Origin of the sequence: Enterobacter sp. DC4 (assembly GCF_000568095.1) — a bacterium.
In the GTDB taxonomy this organism is placed as follows: domain Bacteria; phylum Pseudomonadota; class Gammaproteobacteria; order Enterobacterales; family Enterobacteriaceae; genus Enterobacter; species Enterobacter pseudoroggenkampii.
Genome location: NZ_AZUB01000003.1, coordinates 319,089 through 344,975 on the forward strand (window position 1 = coordinate 319,089; position 25,887 = coordinate 344,975).

Sequence of the window (25,887 nt, forward strand, 5' to 3'; positions counted from 1 at the left end):
GTGCCCTTTTGTTTTTCGCGCCGGACGTGGTACGGTAAAGAGATGAACATAAACCACGCCGTGCTCACCGTAAACCGCTGGTGGCTGCCTTCTTAAAGGCGGCACGGAGTAGTTTTTCCCATTTTCAGATAGCCGCCGAAAGGCGGCTTTCTCACACCTAAGACCCCTTTCGGCATTACAACGTTAAGGAGTCTTTATGAACACGCCAACCATCCTCACCGGAGATCGCCCAACCGGCCCGCTGCACCTCGGCCACTTCGTCGGATCCCTGCGCCAGCGCGTGGCGCTCCAGCAGACGCACAGCCAGTTTGTGCTGATTGCCGACCTGCAGGGGCTGACCGACAACGGTAGCAACCCGCAGAAGATCCGCGACAACATCCCCGAAGTGCTGGCCGACTACCTCGCCGCGGGCATCGACCCGAACCTGACCACCATCTGCCTGCAGTCCGCCCTGCCCGCCCTCGCCGAGCTGACGATGCTGTACATGAACATCGTCACCGTCGCCCGCGTGGAGCGTAACCCGACGGTGAAAAACGAGATTGCGCAGAAGGGCTTCGCCCGCTCGCTGCCGGTCGGGTTTATGGCCTACCCCATCAGCCAGGCGGCGGACATCACCGCGTTTAAGGCCGAGTGCGTGCCCGTCGGCGACGACCAGCTGCCGATGATTGAGCAGACCAACGAGATCGTCCACAAGATGAACAGCCTGCTGCCCGCCCCGGTGCTGCGCCACTGCAAGGCGATGCTGAGCGACACCAGCCGCCTGCCCGGCATCGACGGCAGCGCCAAGATGTCGAAATCGCTGGGCAACACGCTGCACCTTTCGGCCAGCGAAGAGACGATTCACCGTGCGGTCAGCGCCATGTACACCGACCCGAACCACCTGAAGGTGAGCGACCCGGGGCAGATTGAGGGGAACGTGGTGTTTACGTACCTCGACGCGTTTCATCCGGACAAGGAGAAAGTGGCGGCGATGAAGGCGCACTATCAGGCGGGCGGGCTTGGGGACCGGGCGTGCAAGAACGAGCTGGAGGGGTATTTGCAGGAGCTGATTGCGACGATGCGGGAGCGGAGGGCGGTGTATATGCAGGACAAGGGGGAGCTGATGGCGATGCTGAAGCGCGGAACGGAACGGGCGCAGGGGGTGACGCAGGAGACGTTGAGGGAGGTGAAGGTGGGGCTGGGAGTGCCGGTGTTTTGATGAGGTGAGTTGATTGAGGTTGGGCGGCGGAGTGTGGGATTGGCATGACGCCGCTTAATTGTTTTAGAAAGCGGCTATGAAATATTTCATCCCTGCTTCAGGTTGCATATCTTTCTGATGATGCTCATCAGTAATACGGTAACGACGACCATCATCCCCCCCAACACCCACAGGAATGATGGGTCTGCTTCACCATCAGCAAACCCCAGACCGGTACGATTTAAAAACTCATTGCTGACTTGAGATAAGTAATCGAGCAAACCTCCCAGAGGAAACAGGACGATAAAGAAGGAAGCAATGAGGCACGCCAGGCCAATCAGGATATTATTTTTTAACTTTGCATGAAGCATAATCAGCCCTTCCTGTCACATCAATACGTCCATATGCCATCAACCCTTTACCACCAGGAACACGAATCTTCTTACGTGCAAGCAAAGATTGTCTGACCAGTTGAAAATCAGGGATATTATAGAACGTTATGCATCCCCACGACTCTCCTTCACCATTCGGTCTCAATGGATGAAGTCGAAATGAGCCTCTGTCGACCCCATTTACAAATACGTTATCAGCCATGGTCGATGCATTAAACAAGCCGAACCATTCAGAATGATCGGTCCCGTTCTTGAAGTCTTTTACAAACCGCTCAACCCGATTAGCAATACTGCCTTCCGGCGCATCAACGATCCAGTACGTACCCACAGGTAATGCTGCATTCCTGATAAAGGCGCACTCTGCAATATTGGTTACGGGTTCTATCCCTGAAAAAACGGGAAACGTCCCAACGCCATAAACGTGTAGTTTCAGCCTTCTTCCATCGGCTGAGACATCGTTGTAATCCATCCTACAAATCTGCATAGCAATCCTCCCTGTCGCTTTGCGGAGAATTTTACAACCGATTTATAGAATGCACCAGCGGAGTTAGATAATTCATGTAAAAAACAAAAAATACGGACATGTGTATTCACGTCCGTATTAACTCATCCTTTTACAGGATTAATGAAAGGAGATTTTAGATATTATTCTGCCCGACCATTTCCGCGCTTCACAATAGGTATATCTCCCGTATCATTCAACGCCCCCGGAAACGTTTTTAACCACTGCGCGACTTTCTGCTTATTGATATTCACCACGCTCATACCTTCCAGACATCCCCATAATTCTCTTGTATGCTGTGGAGTAATCACAATGCAGTCTTTCATAGCGCGGATTTTTACTGGCATACCGTTGATAAAGCCTGCACGGGTTAACCAGTCTCCGCCCAGTAGAAGGTATTTCATGTCTATGCGTGCATAGAGTTCACAGCAGGCTGCACTGTCCTGCGGCGTTTCCGCGCGAGGGTGGACGGGCGCCGCGTTGGGCTGGTTGCCGTGCAGACGGCGGGCGCTGTTTTTGCGTACCAGCTCGCAGTTTTCAATCATGCCGGTGAAAGCGTCTGATTCTGTTTTGCAAACAGTAAACTCTGGCTTAAAATTCGTCGCAGCCATTTTCAACTCCTCGATAGTTGGTTGTGGTTAGCGGTATGGGGGTGTTGCAGCACCTTCATATCGCGAATTCTCTCTTTAAATATTCCTTCATACTTCCTTTGCCGTTCGGCGTAATTTCTGGTTCTCATTATACAGGGCTGAATATAAATACAGCGGTTTCTGGTGAGGTAAATTTGGAATTTGCGAGGGGGATTCAGGAATTAGTGTTGTGTGCGGTAAGGTCATGTTTTTGTTGATTGTGGGTTGATTGGTCTGAGTTTTGCGAGCATCATCGCAATTATTTACCTTCTTCCGTAACGCGATGGCTTCCAGCAAAACTCTCGAACAGGCAATTGCCGACATCACTATCTGGCGCAAAGGCGAACAGCGTGCGCCGCATAAGCCTTTATTGCTTCTTTACGTGCTGGCGAACTATCAGCAGGGGCATGCGCGACTGTTTGATTACAGAACCGAGGTCCACGAGCAGTTGCTTAGCCTGTTAGAACGCTTTGGCCCACAGCGGAAGACGCATTACCCAAATATGCCCTTCTGGCGGCTTAAGAGGGATGGCTTTTGGGATCTTCAAAATACCGAGTTCTGTTCAACCACGGGTAGCAAACAGCCACCAGTAAAAGAACTTGTGGAACATAACGTCGCAGGCGGGTTTGATGAAGAACACTTTGCGCTGCTGAGTAAGAACAAAAACCTGATCGGCTCGCTGGCGCAGCAGATCCTTGAAGCGCATTTTCCTGAAAGCATTCAGGAAGAGATCGCTGATGAGATGGGTTTTGATATTCAGCAGATCCGTAAGGTTCGCGATCCGCTGTTCCGTCAGCAGGTGCTGCGTGCTTATAACTATGAGTGCGCAATCTGCGGTTTCAATATGCGGCATGATAATGCCTCCGTTGGACTTGAAGCTGCACATATCAAGTGGAAGCAGTTTGGCGGGCCGTGTGAGATCCCGAACGGACTGGCGTTGTGTGCGATTCATCATAAGGCGTTTGATAAGGGATCGATTGGGCTGGATGAGAGTATGCGCGTATTGGTTTCCGAGGCGGTGAATGGGGGCGGGATTGTTGGGCGGCTGTTCTGGGATTTTGCTGGGAAGCAGATTGCGTTGCCTGTATTAAAAGGGAATTATCCAGGAGAGGGGTTTGTGGAATGGCATCGGAAGGAGGTTTTCAGGGAATGAGTTCGAAGCCCAGACTCGTGCATCAAGGCAAGTCAACTGAATAATAAGTATTTATCAATAAATATGCGGACCATATATAGACAATTGTTTCTTCCCTAAATTCGACGACACAAGAACTTAAAAATTTAAAATTGTTATACGTTATTTCCATCTATATACGCTTCAGCATAACCAATACAATACCTTTCAAGAACAATTTACTACGAGATTACAAATGCAATCAAAGTAGCTTGAATCATTCACATCCTTCCAACCAACCTTAGTTAGGCTATTCCAAAGTGAAAGATACAAAGTTCTTTGTTTCCCTAACATAGAATTGTTCTTAATTAGAGCCTTCATCTCTAATATGCAGTGCTAATAATATTTTATTTCACCTGTAATACATAAAACGAAAGGAAATCCCCACCTAAAAGCGCCCCCCTAATTCTGGTAGATATTATCGGCCATCCCTATTCGTACTTTTACTGATCTTGCATAGCAAGACCATATGAAGTAACTTAGTTGTGAATTATTATATAACGCTTAATAGATTCAAAGTCGCGTATAATGTTAGATATTAAGCAGGACAAAACTCAGACAGGATGTGAAATTTTGACTAAAGCACGCAGTAAGAAATTTGGTAACCTAATAATCAAGACGATGATAGGGTGCTTAATTATTGCCACAGCAAATGCACTTACATTAAAAAACCCATCAATAACTTATTTGATGTCAAAAACTATTTTTTTGACAGGAGCGCTATGGATATCCATCCCTTTAATTATTGCAACAAGAGCTTTATTCCCAAGTGCATCAAATTCCTTTAAGAGGAAATCATGGAGATTGGTAATAAGCACAAGAAGATATTATAAGTTAACTAGAATAAACGAGTTTCTGTTACACACTGGTGCTTTGGGTATATTTATAGTAGGTACGATAAAAGTAATTTTTAACTTTGAAATATCAGCTTTAACTTACCTCACGATTATAGTGCTAAGTTTATCCTTTGCGCTTGATATTTACCACAGAGTTAAATTTATAATTTCTAAAATTTGGAAAGGGTTTGTTGGTAAAGTTGTACTAGCCTTATATGTAGCCATTTCATATATTATCTCAAATTATCTAGCAAGGCATTGGGTGACATACACCACAGGGTTAAACCCTAAATATTATACTGAGTTTATAAATTCATTTAGTATTTTCTTTACTCCAATAGCATATTTATCTATCACCATAATTCTTTGCTTAGTTATAATTATACCAGAATGTATAGGGCTTTTATTTTTGATGTTTTTCAATCCTATAAATGAAAGTTTCATCAAGAGAAGATTCCCTTCACTAGCCATATTGTCAGTGCGATTAAGAACCGGAAAGCGACCTAATAAACTTACACCACTTGAACTTGCACTGCTAAGTTCGAAAGCCATGGTGTTTCGTGTTTTTGGCGCTCCATTTTTCTTGATCACAATTGGTTACTTAATGACTCAAGCAGATCATTTATCAGGAGATTTTTTCGATAAGGCTGGTCGTTTATGGCTGGTAAACTATTATTATCACACTGAGCACAATGGCAATGTCAGTACTATGAGATATTATGATCTTGATAATGCAAAAACATCAGTAGCAATTTTAAAAGGGAGTAGATGGGAATTTTTTACTCTAGATATTTAAACTGACCTGCTACCCGTTGATAAATACTTTGCGATGTTAGTAAAGTCTTCATAAGTCACATAAGCCCCCATGAAGAAGCAATTTTCCGACAAATAGAGCATCTATTTCCTCGACGAGGCCAAAGACGGGGTTTCGGCCCGAGAACTCTGCCGCAAGCATGCTATTTCAGACGCTAGCTTCTATACCTAGCGCAAGAAGTTTGGCGTCATTGAAGTCCCCGAAGTGAAGCGGCTCAAGTCGCTTGAAGAGGAGAACGCCCGCCTCAAGAAGCTTCTTGCCGAAGCCATAGTGGATAAAGAGGCGCTTCAGACGACACTGGGCCGTAAGTTCTGACGACAAGCCATAAGCGGGAAGCCGTGGAAGCAAGTGTGAGGCAACGTGACTATCGCAATGTCGTTAGTCTGCCCCTAGCTGCCTGTCGCTATGAGGTTCAACATCCCGCAGCTGATGCACATTTATCAGGGCGTATCGCAAAACTGGCCCTCGAACGAAGTCGTTTTGGTTAAAGGTGCAGGAGGGCATTCGCGTCAACCACAAGCAGGTATACCGCATATACCACCTAAATGACCTGAGTGTGAAGCACAGAGCCTGGCAACTGAGCCACCCATATCTTTGCCCGCAACTACGGCCACCAATAACCGCGCTGGCGCTTAAACACAGTCAGCCATAAGGAGAAACTTACGTTACCACACTGAGCTTTTGAGACCTGTCAGGCAAATAAATCCGCCTGGCAGCAACGCAGGGAAGAACTGACGCAGGCCGAACAGGCATATCGCGAACAGCTTGCCGGTAACGGTCACAGCGGCCGGAGCCTGCAAATGCTGCGCGAGAATTTCGACGTGAAAAAGTGGGAAATTAATCAGGCTACCAAGCGTTATATCCGCTCGCATGAGGAGGTGCAGCGCATCAGCATCCGCGACCGTTTAAATGATTTTATGCAGGCGCACGGCGCGGAGCTGGCCGACGGTGATAAAATTAATTATTCGGCGCAGGATAGTGACTTTTTAACGGCCATTGGATTCAGGCATGATGCGGCTTCGCGCGATGATAATCGTGAAAAATTCACACCTGCATAGATCCTGAATTACACCCGCTGCCGTGCAGAACTGGCCGCGTAAAAGATCTTACAAAATCTTCTAAAATCCCGCCATTTTCCGCAAAAAAGCCATGCATGCATAAGATGCATGGTTTTGCATGCGTTTTACCGAAACTGAATACTCCTCCAGCGCCAGCACTGGCGCGCCCTGAGGCCGGTCATGCACCTGCATTAAAAGCGCCCCCTTAAGCGGGCAGGCGTGGCGGGGAGAGCATTGAGCGTTGGAGTAATAATCAATTATTTTCTCGATCTCTGTTTGCCGTTGGGCTGCGCAAATTCGCGAGAATGCAGGATAGGAATGGTGTTATTTGAGTAGGTTAGCGGGCCTCTAATGAGTTCTGGTCAAATGGAAGAAAATGCTGCCCGGGGATGACAAAAATCCGTCATTTTTGGTATCAAATACCTACTTCAGATTTTGTACATACATATGTAGACAGATATCAGTCCAGAAGTATATTCTCATAAATAATCTAAACTAAGCATCCAAAAACCATAGGGATTTATAAATGCAATTTTACTTCCATGAAGTTGGCATAAAAGGAGCAGAGAGTGCGTTCCCCAAAACAGTTTATAAAAAAATAAAGACGGAGAATATTGCTAGTTTCACTAGTAATCCAGAACATACCCAGAAACTTTTAAACGAGGAATTCAGTGATGGATTTTGCAACGTATGGGGCGTACCCAAAGGAGCTGCAAGCATAATAAATAAAATTCAAATTGGTGATATTGTCTTGCTTGTTAGGACAAGAGCTAAGGATGGAGATATACCTATATTATGCAAAATAAAATTTATATTAAATGAATCATCACCTGAGTTGTCAAAATCATTATGGGGTGATGAACGCTTTCCTTTAATATTTTTATTTGAATGTGAAGTAATTAGCTACACATGGAAAGAGTTAGTGAATGATTTAGGGTACAGTCATAAATTTCGCCCAAACGGTAGCATTTATAGAGTTATGGAAGAAAGGCTAATCATTCACAATGGTGCAGATGGATATTTACGTAAATTAAGAAAGTCAACATATAGCAATGATTTAAAAAGTGAGGTTTTATTTTCGGAAGGGTTGCAACAAAGAAGAGAAATTTCTTTTTTCTCTAGAAACCCACGGCTTGTTTCGATAGCAAAAGAACTACATGGATATCGCTGCCATGTTTGCGATTTCGATTTTGAAGAGTACTACGGTGATATAGGAAAAGAATTCATAGAATGTCACCATTTGAATCCACTGTCTGAAAATAATTCAGAGAAAATAATTCAGACTCATCTAAAAGATGTAATTACCGTTTGTTCTAATTGTCATAAAATGATCCATAAAAGAACCCCTCCCTTCAGCATTGAAGAAATAAAATGCAAAATTAAAAAAATAACCCCGTAAGGGGTTATTTTACATTCGAAGCAGATACTTTATTAGGTCTTGCATCAATCAAAACTAACTCCTTACTTTCCTTAACCCCTAGTTCTTTGAACACTTTAATTAGCTTAGATAGTTCTGTATCGTTAAAATACAAAATCACCTTAATAGATTTTTTAGTTTCATTCGCAGACTCGTAGACTTTTACCTGATTTGCTAGATTCTGCTTTAGCTTAGAATTACTGGCTAATTTAAACTCGACCAACGTTTTGTCTTTGGAGCCTCGGGAAATTTTGTAATCCACTGGCCCTCTACCATTATCAACTTCGCTGTTAACGTCCGAAATACTAGCAAACCATGTCAATCGAAACATTAACTGTAAATCAGCCTCTCGTTTAACAGGTACACCATTCAAGTAGAAGACTTTATATCCGTTGTTATTTTCGATTACTTGTTTAAGATAGCTAACTCGTTTATAAGTTTCTTCGAATGTATCATCCTTTGCATGAAAGAAGCCCTCATTTCTTTCAAAAATCATATTAACTAAAAGCTGGACAGCTTCAACATATCTACGCTCAGTTTCACTGACCTTTGCATCGCTCTCGCGATTAGCCCCATTTGGGTTCTGTTCTTTATAACGGATATAATAATCTATAAAGCTAGGGTAGTTCTTTATAGTTAAATCCGCAGCTAGCTCTCTTTCTTTTTTCTTTGGCTCATCAGGCAAACATCTATTAAAGTAATCTGATAGCTGACCACGTAATTGATCATTAGAGATACTTTCACATATATCTCGAAAATCCTCTATCATTTCATTTCTGTTAATCCAAGTTTCATCTTTTGTAAGTATATCTCTTGGTGTTAAAAGTACATAATCTCCATCATATGTTGGTAGTGTGAACTTCTTTGACGACCAGCTTCGCGTTTCATAATTAAATTCGACCTTCGCCACCAAGTGCTCTGCGAGATATTTTTTATCTATATTATCCTTAGCAAAATCTTCAGTGTATTTTAATAGAAAAGATTTAATTAAGTTCGTGGTAAAATCACTGACGCTGTCCTTCCCAACGCCTTCTTTAATTAAGCACAACTTCTCAAGGTGACTACCTTCCGTTATTTCTTCCTTGCCAAAATTTTGCAGTATACTAGAGAATGAATTGTTTAATGATTTTGCAAAATCAATACCAAGGCCACTACCACCATTGCCAACAATACTATAACCTAACCAGTTTTGCTTTACCTCGGGGAATAAAAACCAACTTTTGATCAAGCCGCTATTCAACTCACCGTGTTGAGAGCGGTCTCGTAAAAAAGACACATACTTTATTATACTTTGATGCAGCAATTTATACTTTTCATTATTGAACAATAAAAATGGATCTATAAACAATGGTAGGTCATTAATTAACGAAATATTGAAAGCACCATAATCTTTTATTTTTTCTGGTGCAACATTAAAAAAATCCGAGAAATATATTCTTAATTTAGGCATGGTAATTTCCTTAGAAAAAAATTATGTCCAGTAAAAAAAACCATAACTACATTACGCTTCATTCCGCATACATTTCAAGTCGGGTGTGAGCGCTAACTCAGAGAAACGTGATGATGATTACATAACACCCCACATAGTTTATGTTTGTGAACTAGTTCGATTTAGCATAATCGTAAGGTGAACATATATTTCTTTGTTTGCATTTAAGTAATCACCCCGCCACTGCAACATCAGCCTCCGCTCATCTAAATGCTCAAAAGTGTGGAAATAAGCCGCTCGTACACTATTACGTTTTGAGTGGCTTAACTGACGCTCTATCGCGTCATCGCTCCATAACCCTGACTCACCTAAAGCACCACGCGCCATCGTTCTAAAGACATGCCCACATACTTCAGTTTTCTTATCGTAGCCCATTTTTCTGAGAGCACTATTTTGTCAGTGGGGCGTCGGTATTTATGCGCCAGTATTTAGAACCCTTGGCCGAAACCTCAAGATACAAACCGCCGCCATCGGCCATTTTGTAGGTTTTGTCTTTTGGCTTTGCGGTCTCGACCTGTCTGGCGTTGAGCTTCATTTGGGGGCACATTTCTAATCGAAGTTAAGATGCCCCCAACTATGCCCCCAATGACATCCGGATTTCAACGGACTATCTCGGACGACTCAGGACGTAAAAATCGCTGCAAGCGTTGATTATAAAGGGTTTGATGGACTTTCTCGGATGGTCTTGGAAGTACTAATGGTGCGAAGGCCGGACTCGAACCGGCACGTATTTCTACGGTTGATTTTGAATCAAAGCGATCGGGTAACTTAACCTACTAACAAATCAGCGTTTTTACAGTGAAGTCCTTTTCAGACAACGAAAAAGGCACTGGTTATGAAAAACGCAGATGCACCTGATTTACCAACACTAATAGCCGCCATTCTCTCCACCAAAGGCGGCGTGGCGAAAACCACCGACACGGCTAACCTCGGTGGCTATCTGGCCGATCAGGGACTGAAAGTCCTGATGATTGACGCCGATATCCGCCAGCCGACGCTCAGCAGCTATTACCCTCTGGATAATGAAGCCCCCGGCGGGATCTACGAGCTTATCGCGCAAAACGAGCTGGATCCAGCCATCATCATCTCGCACACCTCCATTCCCGGACTGGATATCATTATCTCCAACGATCCGCGCGGCGAACTGATGAGCCTGCTTCAGGCTGCGCCCGACGGCGTTATCCGTTTGCGCCATCTGGTACGCCAGATAACCGGTTATGACGTCATCCTGATCGATACCATTGGCGCGCGTACCATCGCGCTGGAAATGGTGCTGTTAGCCAGCGATCTCATTATCTCCCCGGTACTGCCGGAAATGCTCTCTGCACGCGAGTTCCTGCGCGGTACGCTGCAAATGTACCGGGATCTCCAGCCCTTCACCCGCTATGGCATCCCGCTACCGCCGCTGAAAGCGGTGATCAACAAGCTCGACCACACCAACGACGCCCGCGAAATTCATCACAACCTGCTTCAGGTTCTTCAGCACAAACAGAAAGAGCAGGAGCTGTTGGTGCCCACCGAAATCCTGATGACGCCGGTTTATGCCAGCGTGGCCTATCGTCGTGCGGCATCGCTGGGTATGCCGGTGCATCGGCTGGATGCTGCCAGACCGAAAGGTCGCACAACACCTTGCGCCGCCGAAACCATGCAGATGCTGGCAAAAGAACTGTTCCCGCAGTTTCTCGCCCTGCCCCATCAACAGATGGAGGGCATCGCATGAAACGGAAAATCTGGCGGGCATTTTGCTCTTATTACGCCCAGCATCCCTTTGAGCAAGACGATGAAGTGATCGTGTTCTTTGAAGCTGCCGATCGTGAAGAAGCGCGGGAAACGCTGCCGGTATTAATGTCGCTGCTCTGGCATATCTCGCCGGAAAAGGTTGACTGCTACAACCTGGAGGATGAGAACGAGCTACGGGATACGTCCGGTTCACTGACATCCCCCAGAGACTGGCCGCTGTTTGAAATCGGCTGGTCCAACAATAAGCCGCTCTACTCCAGTGATTTACCGCTTTTACTGCTACCGCCACATCAACAGACCCGACTGTGGGAAGCCTTTCTGGCCTGTCAGGAGGGTAATCGAGATGAGTAAGCGCAAGCGGCCACAACCGCCCCACTCCGTCGAAGCGGAACAATCGGTGCTCGGTGGGCTGATGCTGGATAACGATCGCTGGGATGACGTCGCCACGCAGATTTCCGCGCAGGATTTCTTTATCTCCGCGCACCGGACGATTTATTCCCATATGCAAACCCTGGTCGAACAGGGAAACCCTATCGACCTGATCACCCTGAGCGAATCGCTGGAACAGAAGGAGCAGCTCGAACAGGTGGGCGGCTTCGCCTATCTGGCAGTACTGTCCAAAAACACGCCCAGCGCCGCCAACATCATTCCCTATGCGCAGTACATCGCCAGCTACGGTGAACTGCGCCAGCTCCTGTTATTAGGCAATGAACTGAGCGATATGGCAGGCCAGCCGCGCAGCAATGTTGCCGACGTACTGAACTTTGCCGAACAAAAGCTGTTTGCCATTGCTCAGTCGCATCAGGACGGCGGCCTGACCGATATCAGCGCCTGCTTTGACAACGTGCTGGCAGGTATCGCTCAGCGCTATGAGGCCGAGCGCGGTAGCCTCAGCGGCACACCATCCGGGCTGGAACAGCTCGATGCCCTGACCTGCGGCTTCCAGCCTGCCGATCTGATTATCGCCGCCGCTCGTCCCTCGGTCGGCAAAACCGCCTTCGCCCTGACGCTATGCGTGAACGCGCTAATGCTGCACCCTGCTCAGCCAGTGCAAATCTACAGCATGGAGATGTCGGCGGAACAGCTACTACTGCGTCTGGTTTCTCTGATTGGCCGCGTCTCGCAAACCCGGCTACGCAGTGGCGATCTGAGTGATAACGACTGGCAGCAGATCGGCATCAGCGCCAACGTTCTGATGGCAGAATGGAAAGATCGCCTGCTGCTCGACGATTCCGGGATCCTCACCCCATCACTTCTACGTAGCCGGGCCAGACGATCGCTGCGCCAGCATGGGATTCCCTCGCTGATCGTGGTCGATTACCTGCAACTGATGCGCTGTGGCGGCGCGGAAAATCGCAATCAGGAGATCTCGACGATCTCCCGCTCGCTGAAAGCGCTGGCGAAGGAACTAAACTGCCCGGTACTGGCGCTGTCGCAACTTAACCGAGCGCTGGAGTCACGTCTTAACAAGCGCCCCTGCAACGCCGATCTACGCGATTCCGGCTCTATCGAGCAGGATGCCGACGTGATCTTATTCCTCTATCGCGACGAGCTGTACGATCCCAACTCGCTGGATCGGGGCATAGCTGAAGTCATTGTCAGCAAACAGCGCAACGGCCCAATAGGCACAGTGCGAACCCGATTTATCAGCGATCAAACCCGCTTCGAATCGCTCAGCCAGCAGGGAGTCGGGTCATGAACAACAAGCTGACTTCGACGGAACTTCAGTCCCGCCTGCTACAGGGCAATTTTGATCGGGGAAAATCGCCCGATGAACGGTTCGCCGATCCGCTGACGGAAACCTCGATGATCGTCACGCTGGAGCAGCTTCGCCCTTACGATCTCAATCCGCGACTGATGCGTAACCCCAGCTATGACGACATCAAGGAATCGATCCGTCGTCGCGGGCTGGACACGCCGCCGCCGATCACCCGTCGTCCCGATCAGGAGTGGTTCATCATCGCCAACGGCGGCAATACCCGCCTGTCGATCCTCAATGAACTGTGGCGCGAAACGCATGATGAACGTTTCTGGCGCATTCAGTGTCTGTACAAACCGTGGGCCGGTACATCCGATCAACCCATGCTGGGCGAACTGCGCTGCCTAATAGGCCATCTGGCAGAAAACGATCTACACGGCAAGCTCAGCTTCATCGAGCGGGCGCTGGGGATCAACAAAGCGCGGGAGCTGTACCAGCAGGTGGAAGAGTGTCAGCTTTCACAACGGGAGCTGGCGGAGCATCTGAAGAACGACGGCTACCCCATTAATCAATCGCATATCAGCCGGATGGAACAGGCGCTGGAGTACCTGCTGCCCAGCATCCCCGAAGTGCTATATGCGGGAATGGGCCGCTCGCAGGTGGAAAAGCTACTGTCATTGCGGGCGGCATCATTACATCTCTGGCAGCGTCATGCCGCCGAAGACGTCGGTTCCTTTGACGATCTCTTTTCCTCTGCGCTGTCGCTGTTCAACGACCAGCCTGAAGATTTCGCCATCGAGCGGGTACAGGATGAGCTGCTGGGGCTGATGAGCCAGCAACTGAACGTTGACTACAACCTGCTGTTGCTGGACGTCGATCCCTCCGAGCAAAAACGTCAGGCCGTGCTCGGCCCTACACCTGAACCACCGCCTTATGTTCCACCGGAAGAACCTGAGCCACGCCCGATAACGCGCAGGCGTAAACCTGAAACAGAGGAAGAGGACATTGGCGCACCAGCACCTCTGCCTGAGCCAGAAGAACCACCATCGCTCTTATGTGAAGGAACCGAACCCGTTACGGATATCTGGCGCATCCCACAACTGTGGGATACCACGGAGTCCTTACGATCGGTCAGCGATCGCCTGGCTTGGGATCTGGCTGAACATTACGCCATCGATGATCGGGTGATTTCTGACGCCGACATAAATGGCATTGGCTTCCAGGTGATGCCATTCGCATCAGATCACCCCATGTTCACCCGACCACAGTCACGCGCCTGTTGGGCGCTGCTGGCGGCGCTCAACGAGATCCCGCTGTCGGAAGATCTGGCTTCTGCGCTGACGCCCACGCTCTTTTTTCAACGTGATGCAGACGGCTTCTTCTTCAGCGATGAATTTCTTATTAAAGCATTCCGGCTGATCCGTATTGTCCGCCGGATCAAAGAATTACAGCAGGAGGCACAACATGCTGCCGACGATTAATCAGGCCGTTTTGTCACAGGTGATACAAGCCCTAAAGGACGGCAATGTGCGCTATTGCGAAGCGCTGGGCTTTGACCGCGAGGAGCTGAACGAACTGAACGCCCTGACCTTTGAGGAACTGATGCACATGGGCAACACCTCGGCGCAGTTCCTGAAAATCACCATCAACCATGACGTGCTGCGCAAAATGTTGGTTCAGGTACGCCAGGAACAAAAATTCCAGCAACTGGTCGGCCAGGCGGTGCAGCTTGGCGGCTCAATAGCGTTAATCAGCCACTACTTTGGTATCTCGACCGCTGAAATCAGCGCCCGCCGTCGGCTGATGGGCATCCACGTTCGTCAGGGGCGCAATCAGGTGCCCGGCGAAGAGGAAGAAGCCGCGCTCTGGAATCGCTGGCAGGAGATCAAAGTGGATAACATCGACTCTATACCGGCACTGGAAGCCATGATGCTGCTGGCACAGGAACGTTCGCTCTCACTGACCGTGGTCTGGAATCTGATCCGCCAGTGGGAAAAAAGCTGAGTGACTGAGGGGAAACTCATGACACCGTATATCCAGGCGCTGATCAACATGACCGGCGACAAACTCCAGCAACGGATGCAAAAGGATCCGGGAACCGCTTCCGATAGCCTGCTGTTTATGGGCAATCAGCATGACACGGTTCCGCGTCGCCTGTTGCAGGATCCGTTGCTATCGCCCAGAGATAAATTCGCCTGGCAGGTGATCCGAATGCAGGCGCAGGACAACGGCGGCGCGGTATTCCCCTCCTACAGTGAATTACAGGTGCAGCTCTCGAACCGCCCGCAGGATGAAAAAGCCTCGCGCAGCACCGTCAGCCGGGCATTGCTGATGCTACGCCTGACGCGCTGGCTCAGCCTGTGCCATAAGGCGCGGGATCGGGTATCAGGGCGCATCCTTGGAAATATCTATGCGCTACACGATGAACCGCTGAGTGTACTGGACGCCGTGCGCTTTGATGCCAGCTATCTTCATTTGCTGGAGCAGTGCTCGCGACATGAAAACAAGGCCATACGCGCCACTGCGCAAGGCATTTTGTACGATATCCGCCAGGACACCAGCCTGCGCTATTTATCCTCGCGTATAGAACTGCTGGAAGAACGCGCCCGCTGGCAGCAGCGCCAGTCTCCTGAGGAGACTAAGCCAGAAACGTCCGGTCTCAATACGGTACCAGGCAAAATTTCACCAGGTACCGAATCGGGACTAAGCCGGAAACCGGGGCCCGACGGCTTAGTCTCAAATCAGGACCAGGCTTCTGTACGTACTGTACCTACAGATATTTGTAATAGTACTACCGCGCGCGCGAACAACTCGCCACCAAACTGGCCGCCGGAAATTCCGTTAACCCATCCCGAAAAACAGCTTGTCTTGCAGACCATGCAGAACCTGCCGCCCCCGCTGCGCCAGGACGTACTTGATGACGCAGCTCAACGCGTTGCCCGTGGCGGCATACAAAACCCGCTCGCTTATCTGTTGGCGACGCTGCGCAAAGCGCAGGAAGGTGAGTTTAATCAGTATCGGCGCGGCAAAACGACGGTGCCGGAGTTTGTGCCGCCAGTGCTTTCAGAGCCGGAAATACCGGCTGAACCGCGTAAAAAACGGGATATCAGTAAGTTGGTTGCTGAGATCAGGGCGCAGTGTCTGGGGAGTGGCTGATGTTGTGACGGCTTCATCGATTTCTGCTCATATGTTTATAAAAACCACTTTTATCGACATATGGTCGGAACGTGTCGATGGTATAAACATATTGCGGCTATATGTTTAAAAAAATGCATTTTATCGACATGTAAGTGCAGCCCACAACCACACCAGCTATAACAGTGCAGGTAACGAGAGGCGTCTGTTGTTTTCCCTACAAGCAACAGATAGTCAAGAACGTTTTTTGAACTAAAATTTGACGATTTTTAATTTTATGATTATTATAATCGTAAAGTTACTTCGTATTCCTTCCTGAAAAACGAAGTATGGAGGTGGTATGAATACACAGTTAGTTGAAAGAGAAAGAAAAAAACCGGCGTCCTCATTTAATCCTAACGAAATCATAGCGAACCGGGTCGGGCACATCGTTTCTTCAGTGTTTGCAGATTTTGATGATAAATCTCTGGCGTCCGAAATCCTGGTGCTGGAGGATCTGGATTTGCTGGTATATGTCGTGGGTGCTTATCTGCAAAAGAAAACGCGGATGAGCGAACGTGAGATGGATATGTTCAAAGCCAGGATCCAGTCAACAGTCAGGTTCTATCAGAAGCTGGATAAACTGGGCGGTACGATTAAGGCCAAAGAGGTTAGTGAGTTACTGGGAGTAACCCGCCAGACCGTTAACAATCAGGTTAATAAAGGCAGGCTCATCGCGTTGCGTCGTGGCGGAGACTATCTGTTCCCGAGCTTTCAGTTTAAAGGGGCTGGAATGCTTCCTCACCTGGAAGATATCCTGCAATGCCTGCCACAGGAAACTGATGCGATTACAAGAGTTTCTTTCCTGACCAGCCCTGTTCGCATAGATGACAAAGGTACAGCAAAAACACCGCTTGAAATCCTGCAAAAGGATCCATCGGATCAGGAATTGATGATCTTACGCCGTGAAGCAAATCTTTTTGCTCATCACATGGCTTCATAAAAATGGTTCGCCAGCCTGGGTGGGTTGGTGAACCATGTCAGCGTTAAAGCGTCACGTCGAAGTGCAGTATCTTCACAAGCATTTCTTCTGCTGTAATGTCCTTATAGGGCCAGCCAACAGGCAGTGATTGATGCTCGGTATATTTACTGAGTGGTTCGGATGCCAGAGTTTCAAACAACTCCCCTTCCTCTGGTTCGAACACAGCAAGACACATTCCCGTGAGATAATGCCGGCTCGCATAGTAGATACCCTGAAAATTGCGCCCTGGATAATTTGCCAGGTAACCAGTAATGGCTTGCGTCAGCGAGTAATCAACACCTGTTAGTTGATCCGCTGTTAAATGCAACATTGACGCAAGTGTTGCCATATCAACCAGTATCAATGGGGATTTCGGGTGCAGCGTATACATATGTGCAATATCCAATGCATCCCCAGATATTGCGAAATCTCCATTGGCGTGGTGGTACATTCTGCCATAGCTTTCAGCCAGCGCTGTCAGGCTATTCTCTGCAAAGTAACAAACCCCGGTTTTACCAGACAGGTCGTTATAACGCCCCATTTCTTCTGGTTTCGTTGGTTTCCCGTAATGTTCCGCCGAAGCGTAATATTTCCCTTGAAAACGTTTCACATCAAGGTCAAAACCAAATACAGGTAACTTTCCATCGAGGCAGATTCGAGCCAGTTTTTCTAAAACTACGTTGTGTTTTTCATCAGAGATACTTCCCATAGAGTTAAAATCCTTATCAAGTAACGGTTGATAGCCATAAGCTTCACCTTTGGTTGTGGTTGATTTTTGTTCAGTACATGTGCTTGCCCATGTACTGCTTTTCTGCTCGCAAGCAGACTCATAATCGTTACATAATTACTCAGTAACGTTAAGATTTTTAATGTTATTTTTGATGTTAAGAAAAGCAAGGATGGGGGGTATCGACTATCGACAAGAACTATCTAATGCCCCCTATTAGGTAAGCCATAGATATTAATCACAGTATTCATTCTATTTTCCGATGCTTTTACTGATTACAAGCTGCTTTCAGGCATTACGCTCAACCGGCTGTAAAAGCTGATTGCTTCATGCTTTCCAGTTCCATAGCATGGGCCGTTGTTTAGATAGTTTTACAGCCTATAAGCTGTTTTTAAACAATACACCCTATAGGCTGTAAAAAAGACGATTCATCTAATGAACCCTACTCATTTGCCGAACTGCAACTGGGAAATAATTAAATTTAGCCTCTTAGCTCAATCCCCCATTTCAAGTTTTTCGCGCGAAAAACTTGAAAAAAACGTGTGAATCAATTCTAACGCCAGATGATTAGGCCAAGAGCGACAAATAAGGGAATTTATTTATCTCTACACAAAAGACACTTTTATGTGTCCTTTGTGTAGAGATAAACGGCAAAAATAAGCTTTGATGCCAGTGGCATCATATCAACATCTATCAATCCACCACCAATCAATAGGTAAAAGGGTGATGCCACTGGCATCACATAAACACCAATCAATCCATCATCAATCAATAGGTAAAAAGGTGAGTAACGTTCCGGTGAACTCACATTTTCAAATTTTTTCAGCCATGTAGCATCGTGGTCATGTTTATTCCCTGAGGCAAAAACATGGCCATTCACCACACGACCACGCAAAAAATTCAGCATGTCCATGAGTGGCGCGCCAGCGGCCTTACCTAGCTTCAGTATTGTCGCCTGCACGGCCTTTCCTCTCACACTTTTCACGAGTGGCTTCTCCTGCCGGATGTCAGCGTACCTGTCGCTGAGTATCCGGTGCTGTTGCCCGTCTGTATTCAGCCGTCTCCTGATCCCGCCCCGGTTGGTAGTGTCATCACACTCCATCTTCCCGGCGGCTACCGTATCGACTGCCGGCCCGCTCAGCTTCCTGACGTTCTCCGGGCGGTGAAATATAGAACGGGTCAGTGCTGTCAATGTGAGTTTACCGGAACGTTACGTACGAAATGTAATATGGGGATTTATAAAGCAGATGTTAATCAACTGCCATGAATATAACTAATTATAAATTAAGAACTAATTATACCTTTGACCTGTTTGTATGGTTCTGTGAGCGATTAATGTCGAATCGATAGCCAGAGCTGTGCCGATGCTAACAAAATGGCTCAGGATGCGTTACAGATCGTCTGAACCAATTTATAATTAAAAGGTTGTTAGCGTTCAACAATTTGTTTTTAAATGAAAAATAAATTATTGAGCATACTTTCATCTCACAAACAGGTGAACCTGTAGGCTGATTTGCGTAAGACTACGTTTAACTATACCTTAAGAAGTATCCACTTCTTGATTTTGTCATAATTTTTATGTGAAAATCATGAAGTACCCATCTTAGAGATTTCATTCATGAACGTACCTCAGTGCAAAATCTTCTCACAACAGGACACCCAGTCCCTTCTGGTTCAAATGGGGATTGATGAACAAGATGTTACTGATGCCTTAACTGCTGCATTGTACGAAAGGCGTCGAACCACAAAACTGCATCCTGTCATTGATGGCGGTTTTCGCTTCTGGAGTGAACTGGTAGCATCGTTACGCAGTGTATTAATTGCTAAAGATAATGGCTGGACCATGGTTCGGCAGAATCGTATGGAGCTAGTATCTAACCCATCATGTGGTATTAACTTGATTATCACATCAGGGGATAAAGATACGGGCTTGGTTGATGGATGGCCTAAGACCAAAAATGCAAAGGGTGAAGCCACCATGAGTATCGTGAGTAGTAACTCCGATACGATCGAGATGTTTCCTGCGGAACATCCAATGTCCTCAACCGATGGATTAGCTCCTGTTACATCTGTTGACGGTACTAAAACTTACATCGTTCTTTACTACTATGATGCAGGTAAGAAAGAAATTCGGTGTGAAATCTCATTCCCGGTTGGAATGAAAGTGGTTAATGGATTCGCTAAAGTGAACTTCTGGAGTGAACGGCTAATCATAAGTGCCCTGCCATTTGATGGCGCGGATATCTTCCCTGAAGAAGATTTCACCGATGATGTATCTATTTCTATTGATATGAAATGAACATAAACAATGCAGATAACAAGAGGTTATTTAACCCAAGCCGATTGAAACTGGCTCGAATCAGACGAAAGTTGACTTTGAAAGAGCTGGCCGAAGCTACGGGGCTATCCTCGCGGATCGTTATTGAGTATGAAAAAGCGTACTGCCTGTACGAGCCAACCCCAGCAACAGTTTCGGCTTACTCTCAGGCGCTGCGCTACCCTGAGTCATTTTTCTTTGGTGATGATCTCGAAAGCATAGATCCATCCACGGTATCTTTTCGCTCCCTAAGAAAAACAAAAGCGGCCGATCAGCATGCAGCTATTGGTGCTGGTGGACTTGGGGTTATTGTTGCCAGCTACTTTGATGCAAAATTCAAGCTTCCAGCACCAACACTTCCGGATATGAGAGGGACGGCTCCAGAAGCTGCAGCGGAAGCTCTGAGAGAAGAGTGGCATCTTGGGAAGAAAAGTATTTCCAATATGATCCACCTTCTGGAAAAACATGGAGTAAAGGTCTTTTTCCTATCAGAGAACACGGCAGATATTGACGCATTTTCTTTCTGGAAAGGTAATGTCCCCTACATCTTTTTGAACACAAAGAAAACGGGTGAAAGGAGTCGATTTGATGCAGCACATGAATTGGGACATTTAGTCATGCATCGCCACCATGATGTTCTACAAGGTGTAGACATAGAAAAGGAGGCAGATGCTTTTGCGTCAGCGTTCTTAATGCCAAGGGAAAACGTCCTTGCGATTAAAATGGCAGTGCCTACTCTGGACAAAATAATTCAGCTTAAATCGCACTGGATAGTTTCTGCGTTCGCACTCATTGTCCGTATGAGAAATCTGGGGGCTTTATCTGAATGGCAGTATAACAGCCTGATACGCGATGCTTCCGCAAGGGGGTATCGCTATGGGGAACCTGGTGGGATCGAAAGGGAAAGATCTCTCGTGATTGAGAAAGTTTTGTCAATGCTTCAGGCCGAAGGTGTGACATTACCAGTAATGTCTCGAAAGTTGAATATTCCTCTCGATGAGCTCTCCAGTTTGCTGTTTGGTTTTGGCTCCATCAGTGGCGGAGGATTCTCATCCTCCGCACCGTCACCACCACTTCATCTTGTTTGAAATATAGAAAGCGCAACGCAATCAGGCATTGAAAGATGCCTGATTCAATTGAGGGAGTTTCTCTCAATTAGACCTAACGGTAATGACCATTCCCAAATTTTAGTACCAGCTCAAGCGACTGCTGCATCAAAGCATCAGGGACTCCTGATGGAAGTGTGGAAGCCATATCTGGGAAACTTATTGCAAATAAACGAGCTGTAATGTGCGGTATGGCGTCACTGATATTGTCCTCTGCATGCTCAAGTTCAATTGCAACATTGATGATGTCCATCGCTTCAATTTTTGCAGGGCCTTTGACCATCTCAACAATGTTATGAGCAAGGGATAATAATTTCATATTTATAATCTCGGAAGATAAGGAAACGTTAAAGTTAGCAGAATAGGCTAACTTGTATGCGTGATAACCATCCGCAATAAACGGTTTGTTTTTGTTTATTATTGATTCAGAATATTTTTATGGGGAATGCTGGGGCAGGCTATCAGCAGAGTCAGAGTCAGTATCACGCTCTTACGGTTACTCAGCTCCGATACGGAATGATGGAGCACCTAGGCATCAAATACAGCTTGGGCGCTATCCAGTACTAAACCCAATGGGCGGCCAGTCGACCATCGTCGGCAAAGCAACGAACCAGGTTTGATTTTTTCACCAATAGCGCTACATCGTCGACGTACTCTTTGGTTAATGGTGCTGGCGGTGTACTTCCTCCTGCGCAGCAGTTGTGCGCAAACGGTCCTCGTATGCAGATAGCGCTATACCCCTGCACATTACTCAGTGTGTAGGAGGAAAGGTCTGAAGCGCTTGAACTTGCTCTATTTCAAACTTATTTACGGTTATTTCATCTTCCCCAAGATATGTGCTGTGGGGATGAATGCCAGCCAGTATGGAGGAGGCTGGAACCCATGCTTTAAGTAACACCCCTCCGGAGCCAAAAGAGTTAAAACTCCTTGCAAACGGAAGGGCCTTCTCTTCCTGTGCCATCCAGCAAAAGCCTATTACTCCGGCCTGATAACAGTCCAGGTTCTCACCTCGATATAGGCATAGACCTGACTCTACCTTAAGTGGAGGAAGTAGCGCCTTGAGGATTTGCAGTAGCAGTTCGTCATCATTCAAACGTGAGCGCATAAAATGCCCCCTCTCAATCCAGAATAGGTGAAATGCGGTCTGCACCTCATTGGTGAGCTTCCCTTGTATGCGGCTGTTCCTCACAAATTCGGCCCATTTACCACTTTCATAGATGGTTTCCAGCAGCAATTGTGCCTCTGTTGGCGGTTTTCTTGGTTCATAGCCTTTAAATATTTCATCCCACTCGATGTCCATGCCAGCCCCTAAATTCATCTCATTTTGACTCAGAATAATACTCAACCAATAGACAATAGAGTGATACAACTGGCATCAATACCCCACCACATTCAGCTAAAACTTCCGCGCCCCATATACAAAACAACCTGTTCGCCCTTTCTGGATTTCCCCAGACTCCAGCACAATCGCTGCCAGGAGATCCCAATGAAACTCGCGCCTTACCTGATAACACTGATGCTGCCGTTTATCTCGTTGTCTGCCAGAGCGGATTACCATACCCAGATTAACGCCGGAAATACTGTTTCTGGCGATATCGTTGATGGCTCAAAGGGTAATCAGCATGTTTATGGCACGCTGACGGATTCCACCATCACTGGCCCCTACGCCTATAGCTACGTTGGCGATGGCGGGCAAACCAATCACATCACCGTTACCGATCATGGTGAGCTGTTTCTGGAACCGGGCGGCAGCGCTTATGACACGCAGATAACCGCCGATGGTGTTCTACAGGTGAATGGTTATGCTGAAAACACCTATGTGGATAGTGGCGGACGGGTTTACGTTAACGCCGGAAATAATGGCGTTGAAGATCCAGAACAAGGCGGCCAGATTGTGAATACCACGGTTGGTGCAGGCGGCCTGGTCGTTAATCGATATGGCATCGACACAAATACTGTCGTGGAAGCTGGCGGCGAACTGGATACCGGCTGGAATTACGCTTATGAAACCCGCAATACCGCTATTTCCCGAAATGCCGTTATACAAAACGGTGGCATCCAGCAGGTCAGCAACGGCGGGACAAGCGAAGGTAGCCAGGTCAACGATGGCGGCACATTAATCGTCACCGGCACATGGCACTACAATGTCGTCACCGACACTCAGCCTTCAGCCTGGTATCGCGGCACCGCTAATGACACAGTGGTTTACGGCGTGATGCAAAATCAGGGCGGACTCGATGAAAACACCACAGTTCAGTCCGGTGGGCAATACACACTGAGCGGTTATGGTCTCTCCCACCAGCTCACCGTAGCACAGGGCGGCAGCGCCCAAATAAATGATGGTGCTCTGGATAGCTTCTGGCTCTATGGGCTGATGAACATCAGCAGCCAAGCAACGCTGACAGGTACTGGCACAGTGGGTAGCAGTGGCGAGCTGGTACTTAACGAAGGCGCAAAAACCTCCGACCTGACCTTAGCACTGGATGGCGTACTCTCCCTGCAAAACAGCAGCGATGCTGGTCCGCATAATTATCAGATTGCAGGTCTGGAGATGGATGGCGGTACGGTACTGTTTGACCCGACTTCCTTCGCCACATTGAATATGGAAACGCTCTCTGGCAACGGCAATTTCTGGATGAATACCAATATCGCCGCACAGCAGGGCGACATGATTAATGTCTCCGGGGAAGCCAATGGCGATTTTGGGATCTGGATAAACGACACTGGCGAATCTCCCACTGATCCGCAGTCGCTACAGGTCGTGCAGACCGGCGGCGGCGATGCGCAGTTTACGCTATTGAACCCAAACCAGCAGGTCGATATCGGCACCTGGGAATATGGCCTCACTCCCGACGGTCAGGGCAACTGGTCATTGACGCCGCAGGCAACCCCCACACCATCGACTGAAGCCGTACTGGCGATGGCAAACGTCACGCCCACCATTTTTCAGGCCGAAGCCAGTACGTTGCAAACTCGTCTGGACGTCACTCGCTCCCGTCCGCATCAGGGAGAGCTATGGGTGCAGGTGCTGAATAATCGCTTTGACGTTAACCGCACAGGTAATGCAGCATATCGCCAGCGGCTCGGAGGATTGATGATGGGCTATGACAGAAGTATCCCTCACCAGACTGGCCTATTTACACTCGGTATTGCTGGCGGCTACAGCCGTTCCGATCTTGATCTCGCTAACAACAGCGACGGCTCAGTAGACAGCTACAGTGCCGCGTTATACGCCAGCTATTATGATCAAAGTCGTTTCTGGCTGGACGGGATGCTGAAAGGCAATCTGTTTAACCAGCACCTTAATGCCCGCATGAGTTCCGGTGGCCATGCTGACGGCAGTTACACCATCCCCGGTATGGGTGGCAGCCTGGTTGCCGGGTATGACGCCAGATTTGCCAACACCACCCTCTCCCCCTTTGTCGGTTTCACTGGCTTCATCTCACAAAGCGATGATTACTGGCTGTCAAATGGTATGCAGGCGCATCCTGGTACGGCTAAATCCGCACTGGGGCAAGTCGGATTCCGACTGCGCCAGAATATGGCAACTCGTCATGGGATGCAGTTCGTTCCGTGGCTGAAAGTCGCGCTGGAGCAGGAGTTTGTGCATAATAACCCGGTCAGGGTTAATGATGATAATTTCAATAACGATATTGCCGGAACAAGAGGAAGCTATCAGGCAGGCATCAGCGCAACGCTCACGGAACACACGCATATTTACGCCAGTATCAATTACGAAAAAGGCGATGGGATGGAATCGCCATGGACTGGAAACATTGGCTTTAATTATAGTTTCTAATATGGCATTTCATGTTTATATCAATTCCTATATCCCCATTGCTTTTACAATCAAATGAGAACACCATTCATTATCTTAACAATAGAGATGAAGTCAGGAGACAGCCATGTCATTGCTAGAGTCATTTGGGAAAGCATTAGTTATATTGCTTGAAGCATTTTTAGGGAAACGCAAAGGTCAGGAGGAAGCACATAATAATTTCTTAAATGAATATACAAAAGCAAACTGCAACCATCGCTTGGTAGAATATTGGTTTTGTCAGTCCACAGGATGGAGTTACGCAAAGTACCGGGATATTGATTTTATCATGACCTCATCCGACCCATCTAAAATATTATACATGGCTAAAGGCATTAATTACATTTCCCGTACAGTGGAGTTTATCGATAGTGGAGAATGTGAACTATCCGATAGATATAAAGAGACGAAAAAGCATACATTCCTCTTTTTGTTCATATCATTCCTGATCATTTTCTTCATATTAATTGCCTGGATGATATCCTCTGTGATGTCTCTGATAACGCATCATCATGATGTCACATTAATGGCTATAAATATTTCATCGATAATAGCAGGTGCGATTTTTATCATGTGCTTTGCATTCTTTATTCATGCAATAACAATGGAGTTTTTTGCCTTTGAAAAGGCTGAGCATTTTGTAAAATCTTACAATGCAGAAAGAACATCATCAGGTCATTAATGCCTGTTTCTATATTACTGCTACTGTCATCGCCACCTATTAATGTCCACCAACCGATAGGCAAAAGGGTGATGCCAGTGGCATCAAAATTTCCGCCAAACAATCTTCCCACCTGTGTTTTCGTTTTCCCATTGCTCACAACCCCTCACGCCATCACTCTGCGCTGACACCCATCCGCA

The 25,887-nt window shown here is 47.4% G+C and carries 24 protein-coding genes, 1 tRNA gene and 3 pseudogenes; 17 read left to right on the forward strand and 11 right to left on the reverse strand.

What is annotated here, in order from left to right:
• Positions 1 to 196: 196 nt before the first annotated feature.
• Complete coding sequence (trpS, locus tag P349_RS13320) at positions 197 to 1,198, forward strand: tryptophan--tRNA ligase (RefSeq protein ID WP_032649981.1); 1,002 nt, start codon at positions 197 to 199, stop codon at positions 1,196 to 1,198.
• Positions 1,199 to 1,284: 86 nt separating this feature from the next.
• Here the strand turns inward: trpS and P349_RS13315 are convergent, their stop codons facing one another.
• The 3 genes from P349_RS13315 to P349_RS25990 all read right to left on the reverse strand — a co-directional run bounded on the left by P349_RS13315 (position 1,285) and on the right by P349_RS25990 (position 2,682).
• A complete protein-coding gene (locus tag P349_RS13315; RefSeq protein WP_032649983.1) occupies positions 1,285 to 1,548 on the reverse strand; it encodes a hypothetical protein in 264 nt (87 codons plus the stop codon).
• Complete coding sequence (locus P349_RS25365) at positions 1,523 to 2,053, reverse strand: DUF2778 domain-containing protein (RefSeq protein ID WP_023295850.1); 531 nt, start codon at positions 2,051 to 2,053, stop codon at positions 1,523 to 1,525. Before P349_RS25365 ends, P349_RS13315 begins: the two co-directional genes overlap by 26 nt.
• 161 nt (positions 2,054 to 2,214) lie before the next feature.
• Positions 2,215 to 2,682 carry a SymE family type I addiction module toxin gene (locus tag P349_RS25990; protein ID WP_081758202.1) on the reverse strand — a complete coding sequence of 156 codons (468 nt, stop codon included), beginning with the start codon at positions 2,680 to 2,682 and terminating at the stop codon, positions 2,215 to 2,217.
• Positions 2,683 to 2,983: 301 nt separating this feature from the next.
• Between P349_RS25990 and P349_RS13310 the strand changes: the two genes are divergently transcribed.
• The 5 genes and pseudogenes from P349_RS13310 to P349_RS26315 all read left to right on the forward strand — a co-directional run bounded on the left by P349_RS13310 (position 2,984) and on the right by P349_RS26315 (position 7,978).
• Positions 2,984 to 3,853 carry a phosphorothioated DNA-binding restriction endonuclease gene (locus P349_RS13310; protein ID WP_032649985.1) on the forward strand — a complete coding sequence of 290 codons (870 nt, stop codon included), beginning with the start codon at positions 2,984 to 2,986 and terminating at the stop codon, positions 3,851 to 3,853.
• 546 nt (positions 3,854 to 4,399) lie between these two features.
• Positions 4,400 to 5,503, forward strand: coding sequence for a hypothetical protein (locus P349_RS25370; RefSeq protein WP_152540084.1), 1,104 nt, complete (start codon positions 4,400 to 4,402; stop codon positions 5,501 to 5,503).
• Positions 5,504 to 5,602: 99 nt separating this feature from the next.
• Positions 5,603 to 6,089 (forward strand): annotated as a pseudogene (locus P349_RS26310) (transposase); the annotation flags it as partial.
• 109 nt (positions 6,090 to 6,198) lie between these two features.
• Positions 6,199 to 6,579, forward strand: a pseudogene (locus P349_RS0124350) (phage polarity suppression protein); the annotation flags it as partial.
• A 526-nt stretch (positions 6,580 to 7,105) separates the two neighbouring features.
• A complete protein-coding gene (locus P349_RS26315; protein ID WP_071995293.1) occupies positions 7,106 to 7,978 on the forward strand; it encodes an HNH endonuclease in 873 nt (290 codons plus the stop codon).
• A gap of 4 nt (positions 7,979 to 7,982) precedes the next feature.
• Here the strand turns inward: P349_RS26315 and P349_RS13305 are convergent, their stop codons facing one another.
• The 4 genes and pseudogenes from P349_RS13305 to P349_RS26325 all read right to left on the reverse strand — a co-directional run bounded on the left by P349_RS13305 (position 7,983) and on the right by P349_RS26325 (position 10,274).
• Positions 7,983 to 9,446 carry a hypothetical protein gene (locus tag P349_RS13305; protein WP_032649986.1) on the reverse strand — a complete coding sequence of 488 codons (1,464 nt, stop codon included), beginning with the start codon at positions 9,444 to 9,446 and terminating at the stop codon, positions 7,983 to 7,985.
• Positions 9,447 to 9,597: 151 nt separating this feature from the next.
• Positions 9,598 to 9,878: pseudogene (locus tag P349_RS26700) on the reverse strand (tyrosine-type recombinase/integrase); the annotation flags it as partial.
• Positions 9,874 to 10,032 carry an Arm DNA-binding domain-containing protein gene (locus P349_RS26320; protein WP_443112198.1) on the reverse strand — a complete coding sequence of 53 codons (159 nt, stop codon included), beginning with the start codon at positions 10,030 to 10,032 and terminating at the stop codon, positions 9,874 to 9,876. The gene P349_RS26320 and the pseudogene P349_RS26700, both read right to left, overlap by 5 nt.
• Before the next feature lie 151 nt (positions 10,033 to 10,183).
• Positions 10,184 to 10,274, reverse strand: a tRNA-OTHER gene (locus P349_RS26325).
• A 46-nt stretch (positions 10,275 to 10,320) separates the two neighbouring features.
• On the opposite strand from P349_RS26325, the gene P349_RS13300 reads away from it, so the two are divergent.
• From P349_RS13300 to P349_RS13270, 7 genes are all read left to right on the forward strand, one after another.
• Positions 10,321 to 11,205: a ParA family protein gene (locus tag P349_RS13300; protein WP_032649988.1), complete on the forward strand. Its 885-nt coding sequence runs from the start codon at positions 10,321 to 10,323 to the stop codon at positions 11,203 to 11,205.
• The gene (locus P349_RS13295) at positions 11,202 to 11,576 is read left to right on the forward strand and encodes a hypothetical protein (protein WP_032649990.1); all 375 of its coding nucleotides are present in this window, start codon (positions 11,202 to 11,204) and stop codon (positions 11,574 to 11,576) included. Before P349_RS13300 ends, P349_RS13295 begins: the two co-directional genes overlap by 4 nt.
• On the forward strand, positions 11,569 to 12,924 hold the full coding sequence (gene dnaB / locus P349_RS13290; protein ID WP_032649992.1) for a replicative DNA helicase: 1,356 nt from the start codon (positions 11,569 to 11,571) through the stop codon (positions 12,922 to 12,924). The genes P349_RS13295 and dnaB overlap by 8 nt, the downstream gene beginning before the upstream one ends.
• Positions 12,921 to 14,405, forward strand: a complete 1,485-nt coding sequence (locus P349_RS13285; protein WP_032649994.1) for a ParB family protein — start codon at positions 12,921 to 12,923, stop codon at positions 14,403 to 14,405. Before dnaB ends, P349_RS13285 begins: the two co-directional genes overlap by 4 nt.
• Entirely contained in the window at positions 14,389 to 14,928 is a 540-nt protein-coding gene (locus P349_RS13280) for a DUF2857 domain-containing protein (RefSeq protein ID WP_000938043.1), read from the forward strand. Before P349_RS13285 ends, P349_RS13280 begins: the two co-directional genes overlap by 17 nt.
• Before the next feature lie 18 nt (positions 14,929 to 14,946).
• On the forward strand, positions 14,947 to 16,080 hold the full coding sequence (locus P349_RS13275) for an STY4528 family pathogenicity island replication protein (protein WP_032649997.1): 1,134 nt from the start codon (positions 14,947 to 14,949) through the stop codon (positions 16,078 to 16,080).
• A 319-nt stretch (positions 16,081 to 16,399) separates the two neighbouring features.
• Positions 16,400 to 17,041, forward strand: a complete 642-nt coding sequence (locus P349_RS13270; RefSeq protein ID WP_032649998.1) for a helix-turn-helix domain-containing protein — start codon at positions 16,400 to 16,402, stop codon at positions 17,039 to 17,041.
• Between the two features lie 43 nt (positions 17,042 to 17,084).
• Here the strand turns inward: P349_RS13270 and P349_RS13265 are convergent, their stop codons facing one another.
• The gene (locus P349_RS13265; RefSeq protein WP_050597489.1) at positions 17,085 to 17,768 is read right to left on the reverse strand and encodes an RES family NAD+ phosphorylase; all 684 of its coding nucleotides are present in this window, start codon (positions 17,766 to 17,768) and stop codon (positions 17,085 to 17,087) included.
• A 640-nt stretch (positions 17,769 to 18,408) separates the two neighbouring features.
• Positions 18,409 to 18,978, reverse strand: a complete 570-nt coding sequence (locus tag P349_RS26625) for a hypothetical protein (protein ID WP_050597490.1) — start codon at positions 18,976 to 18,978, stop codon at positions 18,409 to 18,411.
• Positions 18,979 to 19,404: 426 nt separating this feature from the next.
• Between P349_RS26625 and P349_RS13260 the strand changes: the two genes are divergently transcribed.
• Both P349_RS13260 and P349_RS13255 read left to right on the forward strand, forming a co-directional pair.
• The gene (locus tag P349_RS13260; protein WP_032650000.1) at positions 19,405 to 20,085 is read left to right on the forward strand and encodes a hypothetical protein; all 681 of its coding nucleotides are present in this window, start codon (positions 19,405 to 19,407) and stop codon (positions 20,083 to 20,085) included.
• Positions 20,082 to 21,191: a helix-turn-helix domain-containing protein gene (locus tag P349_RS13255; RefSeq protein ID WP_071995294.1), complete on the forward strand. Its 1,110-nt coding sequence runs from the start codon at positions 20,082 to 20,084 to the stop codon at positions 21,189 to 21,191. The genes P349_RS13260 and P349_RS13255 overlap by 4 nt, the downstream gene beginning before the upstream one ends.
• 73 nt (positions 21,192 to 21,264) lie before the next feature.
• Here the strand turns inward: P349_RS13255 and P349_RS13250 are convergent, their stop codons facing one another.
• Positions 21,265 to 21,528: a hypothetical protein gene (locus P349_RS13250; RefSeq protein WP_032650002.1), complete on the reverse strand. Its 264-nt coding sequence runs from the start codon at positions 21,526 to 21,528 to the stop codon at positions 21,265 to 21,267.
• A 432-nt stretch (positions 21,529 to 21,960) separates the two neighbouring features.
• Positions 21,961 to 22,509, reverse strand: a complete 549-nt coding sequence (locus P349_RS13245; RefSeq protein WP_071995302.1) for a hypothetical protein — start codon at positions 22,507 to 22,509, stop codon at positions 21,961 to 21,963.
• Between the two features lie 186 nt (positions 22,510 to 22,695).
• On the opposite strand from P349_RS13245, the gene P349_RS13240 reads away from it, so the two are divergent.
• Together P349_RS13240 and P349_RS13235 are read left to right on the forward strand one after the other, a co-directional pair.
• Positions 22,696 to 25,008 carry an autotransporter outer membrane beta-barrel domain-containing protein gene (locus P349_RS13240; RefSeq protein ID WP_032650004.1) on the forward strand — a complete coding sequence of 771 codons (2,313 nt, stop codon included), beginning with the start codon at positions 22,696 to 22,698 and terminating at the stop codon, positions 25,006 to 25,008.
• 106 nt (positions 25,009 to 25,114) lie between these two features.
• Positions 25,115 to 25,708, forward strand: a complete 594-nt coding sequence (locus P349_RS13235; protein ID WP_032650006.1) for a hypothetical protein — start codon at positions 25,115 to 25,117, stop codon at positions 25,706 to 25,708.
• The last annotated feature ends 179 nt before the right edge of the window (positions 25,709 to 25,887 follow it).

Excerpts from the sequence above, each read along its gene's own strand:
- trpS (WP_032649981.1), top strand. The coding sequence starts at position 197 with ATGAACACGCCAACCATCCTCACCGGAGATCGCCCAACCGGCCCGCTG.
- P349_RS13315 (WP_032649983.1), bottom strand. The coding sequence starts at position 1,548 with ATGCTTCATGCAAAGTTAAAAAATAATATCCTGATTGGCCTGGCGTGC.
- P349_RS25365 (WP_023295850.1), bottom strand. The coding sequence starts at position 2,053 with ATGCAGATTTGTAGGATGGATTACAACGATGTCTCAGCCGATGGAAGA.
- P349_RS25990 (WP_081758202.1), bottom strand. The coding sequence starts at position 2,682 with ATGGCTGCGACGAATTTTAAGCCAGAGTTTACTGTTTGCAAAACAGAA.
- P349_RS13310 (WP_032649985.1), top strand. The coding sequence starts at position 2,984 with ATGGCTTCCAGCAAAACTCTCGAACAGGCAATTGCCGACATCACTATC.
- P349_RS25370 (WP_152540084.1), top strand. The coding sequence starts at position 4,400 with ATGTTAGATATTAAGCAGGACAAAACTCAGACAGGATGTGAAATTTTG.
- P349_RS26315 (WP_071995293.1), top strand. The coding sequence starts at position 7,106 with ATGCAATTTTACTTCCATGAAGTTGGCATAAAAGGAGCAGAGAGTGCG.
- P349_RS13305 (WP_032649986.1), bottom strand. The coding sequence starts at position 9,446 with ATGCCTAAATTAAGAATATATTTCTCGGATTTTTTTAATGTTGCACCA.
- P349_RS26320 (WP_443112198.1), bottom strand. The coding sequence starts at position 10,032 with ATGTGCCCCCAAATGAAGCTCAACGCCAGACAGGTCGAGACCGCAAAG.
- P349_RS13300 (WP_032649988.1), top strand. The coding sequence starts at position 10,321 with ATGAAAAACGCAGATGCACCTGATTTACCAACACTAATAGCCGCCATT.
- P349_RS13295 (WP_032649990.1), top strand. The coding sequence starts at position 11,202 with ATGAAACGGAAAATCTGGCGGGCATTTTGCTCTTATTACGCCCAGCAT.
- dnaB (WP_032649992.1), top strand. The coding sequence starts at position 11,569 with ATGAGTAAGCGCAAGCGGCCACAACCGCCCCACTCCGTCGAAGCGGAA.
- P349_RS13285 (WP_032649994.1), top strand. The coding sequence starts at position 12,921 with ATGAACAACAAGCTGACTTCGACGGAACTTCAGTCCCGCCTGCTACAG.
- P349_RS13280 (WP_000938043.1), top strand. The coding sequence starts at position 14,389 with ATGCTGCCGACGATTAATCAGGCCGTTTTGTCACAGGTGATACAAGCC.
- P349_RS13275 (WP_032649997.1), top strand. The coding sequence starts at position 14,947 with ATGACACCGTATATCCAGGCGCTGATCAACATGACCGGCGACAAACTC.
- P349_RS13270 (WP_032649998.1), top strand. The coding sequence starts at position 16,400 with ATGAATACACAGTTAGTTGAAAGAGAAAGAAAAAAACCGGCGTCCTCA.
- P349_RS13265 (WP_050597489.1), bottom strand. The coding sequence starts at position 17,768 with ATGGGAAGTATCTCTGATGAAAAACACAACGTAGTTTTAGAAAAACTG.
- P349_RS13260 (WP_032650000.1), top strand. The coding sequence starts at position 19,405 with ATGAACGTACCTCAGTGCAAAATCTTCTCACAACAGGACACCCAGTCC.
- P349_RS13255 (WP_071995294.1), top strand. The coding sequence starts at position 20,082 with ATGAACATAAACAATGCAGATAACAAGAGGTTATTTAACCCAAGCCGA.
- P349_RS13250 (WP_032650002.1), bottom strand. The coding sequence starts at position 21,528 with ATGAAATTATTATCCCTTGCTCATAACATTGTTGAGATGGTCAAAGGC.
- P349_RS13245 (WP_071995302.1), bottom strand. The coding sequence starts at position 22,509 with ATGGACATCGAGTGGGATGAAATATTTAAAGGCTATGAACCAAGAAAA.
- P349_RS13240 (WP_032650004.1), top strand. The coding sequence starts at position 22,696 with ATGAAACTCGCGCCTTACCTGATAACACTGATGCTGCCGTTTATCTCG.
- P349_RS13235 (WP_032650006.1), top strand. The coding sequence starts at position 25,115 with ATGTCATTGCTAGAGTCATTTGGGAAAGCATTAGTTATATTGCTTGAA.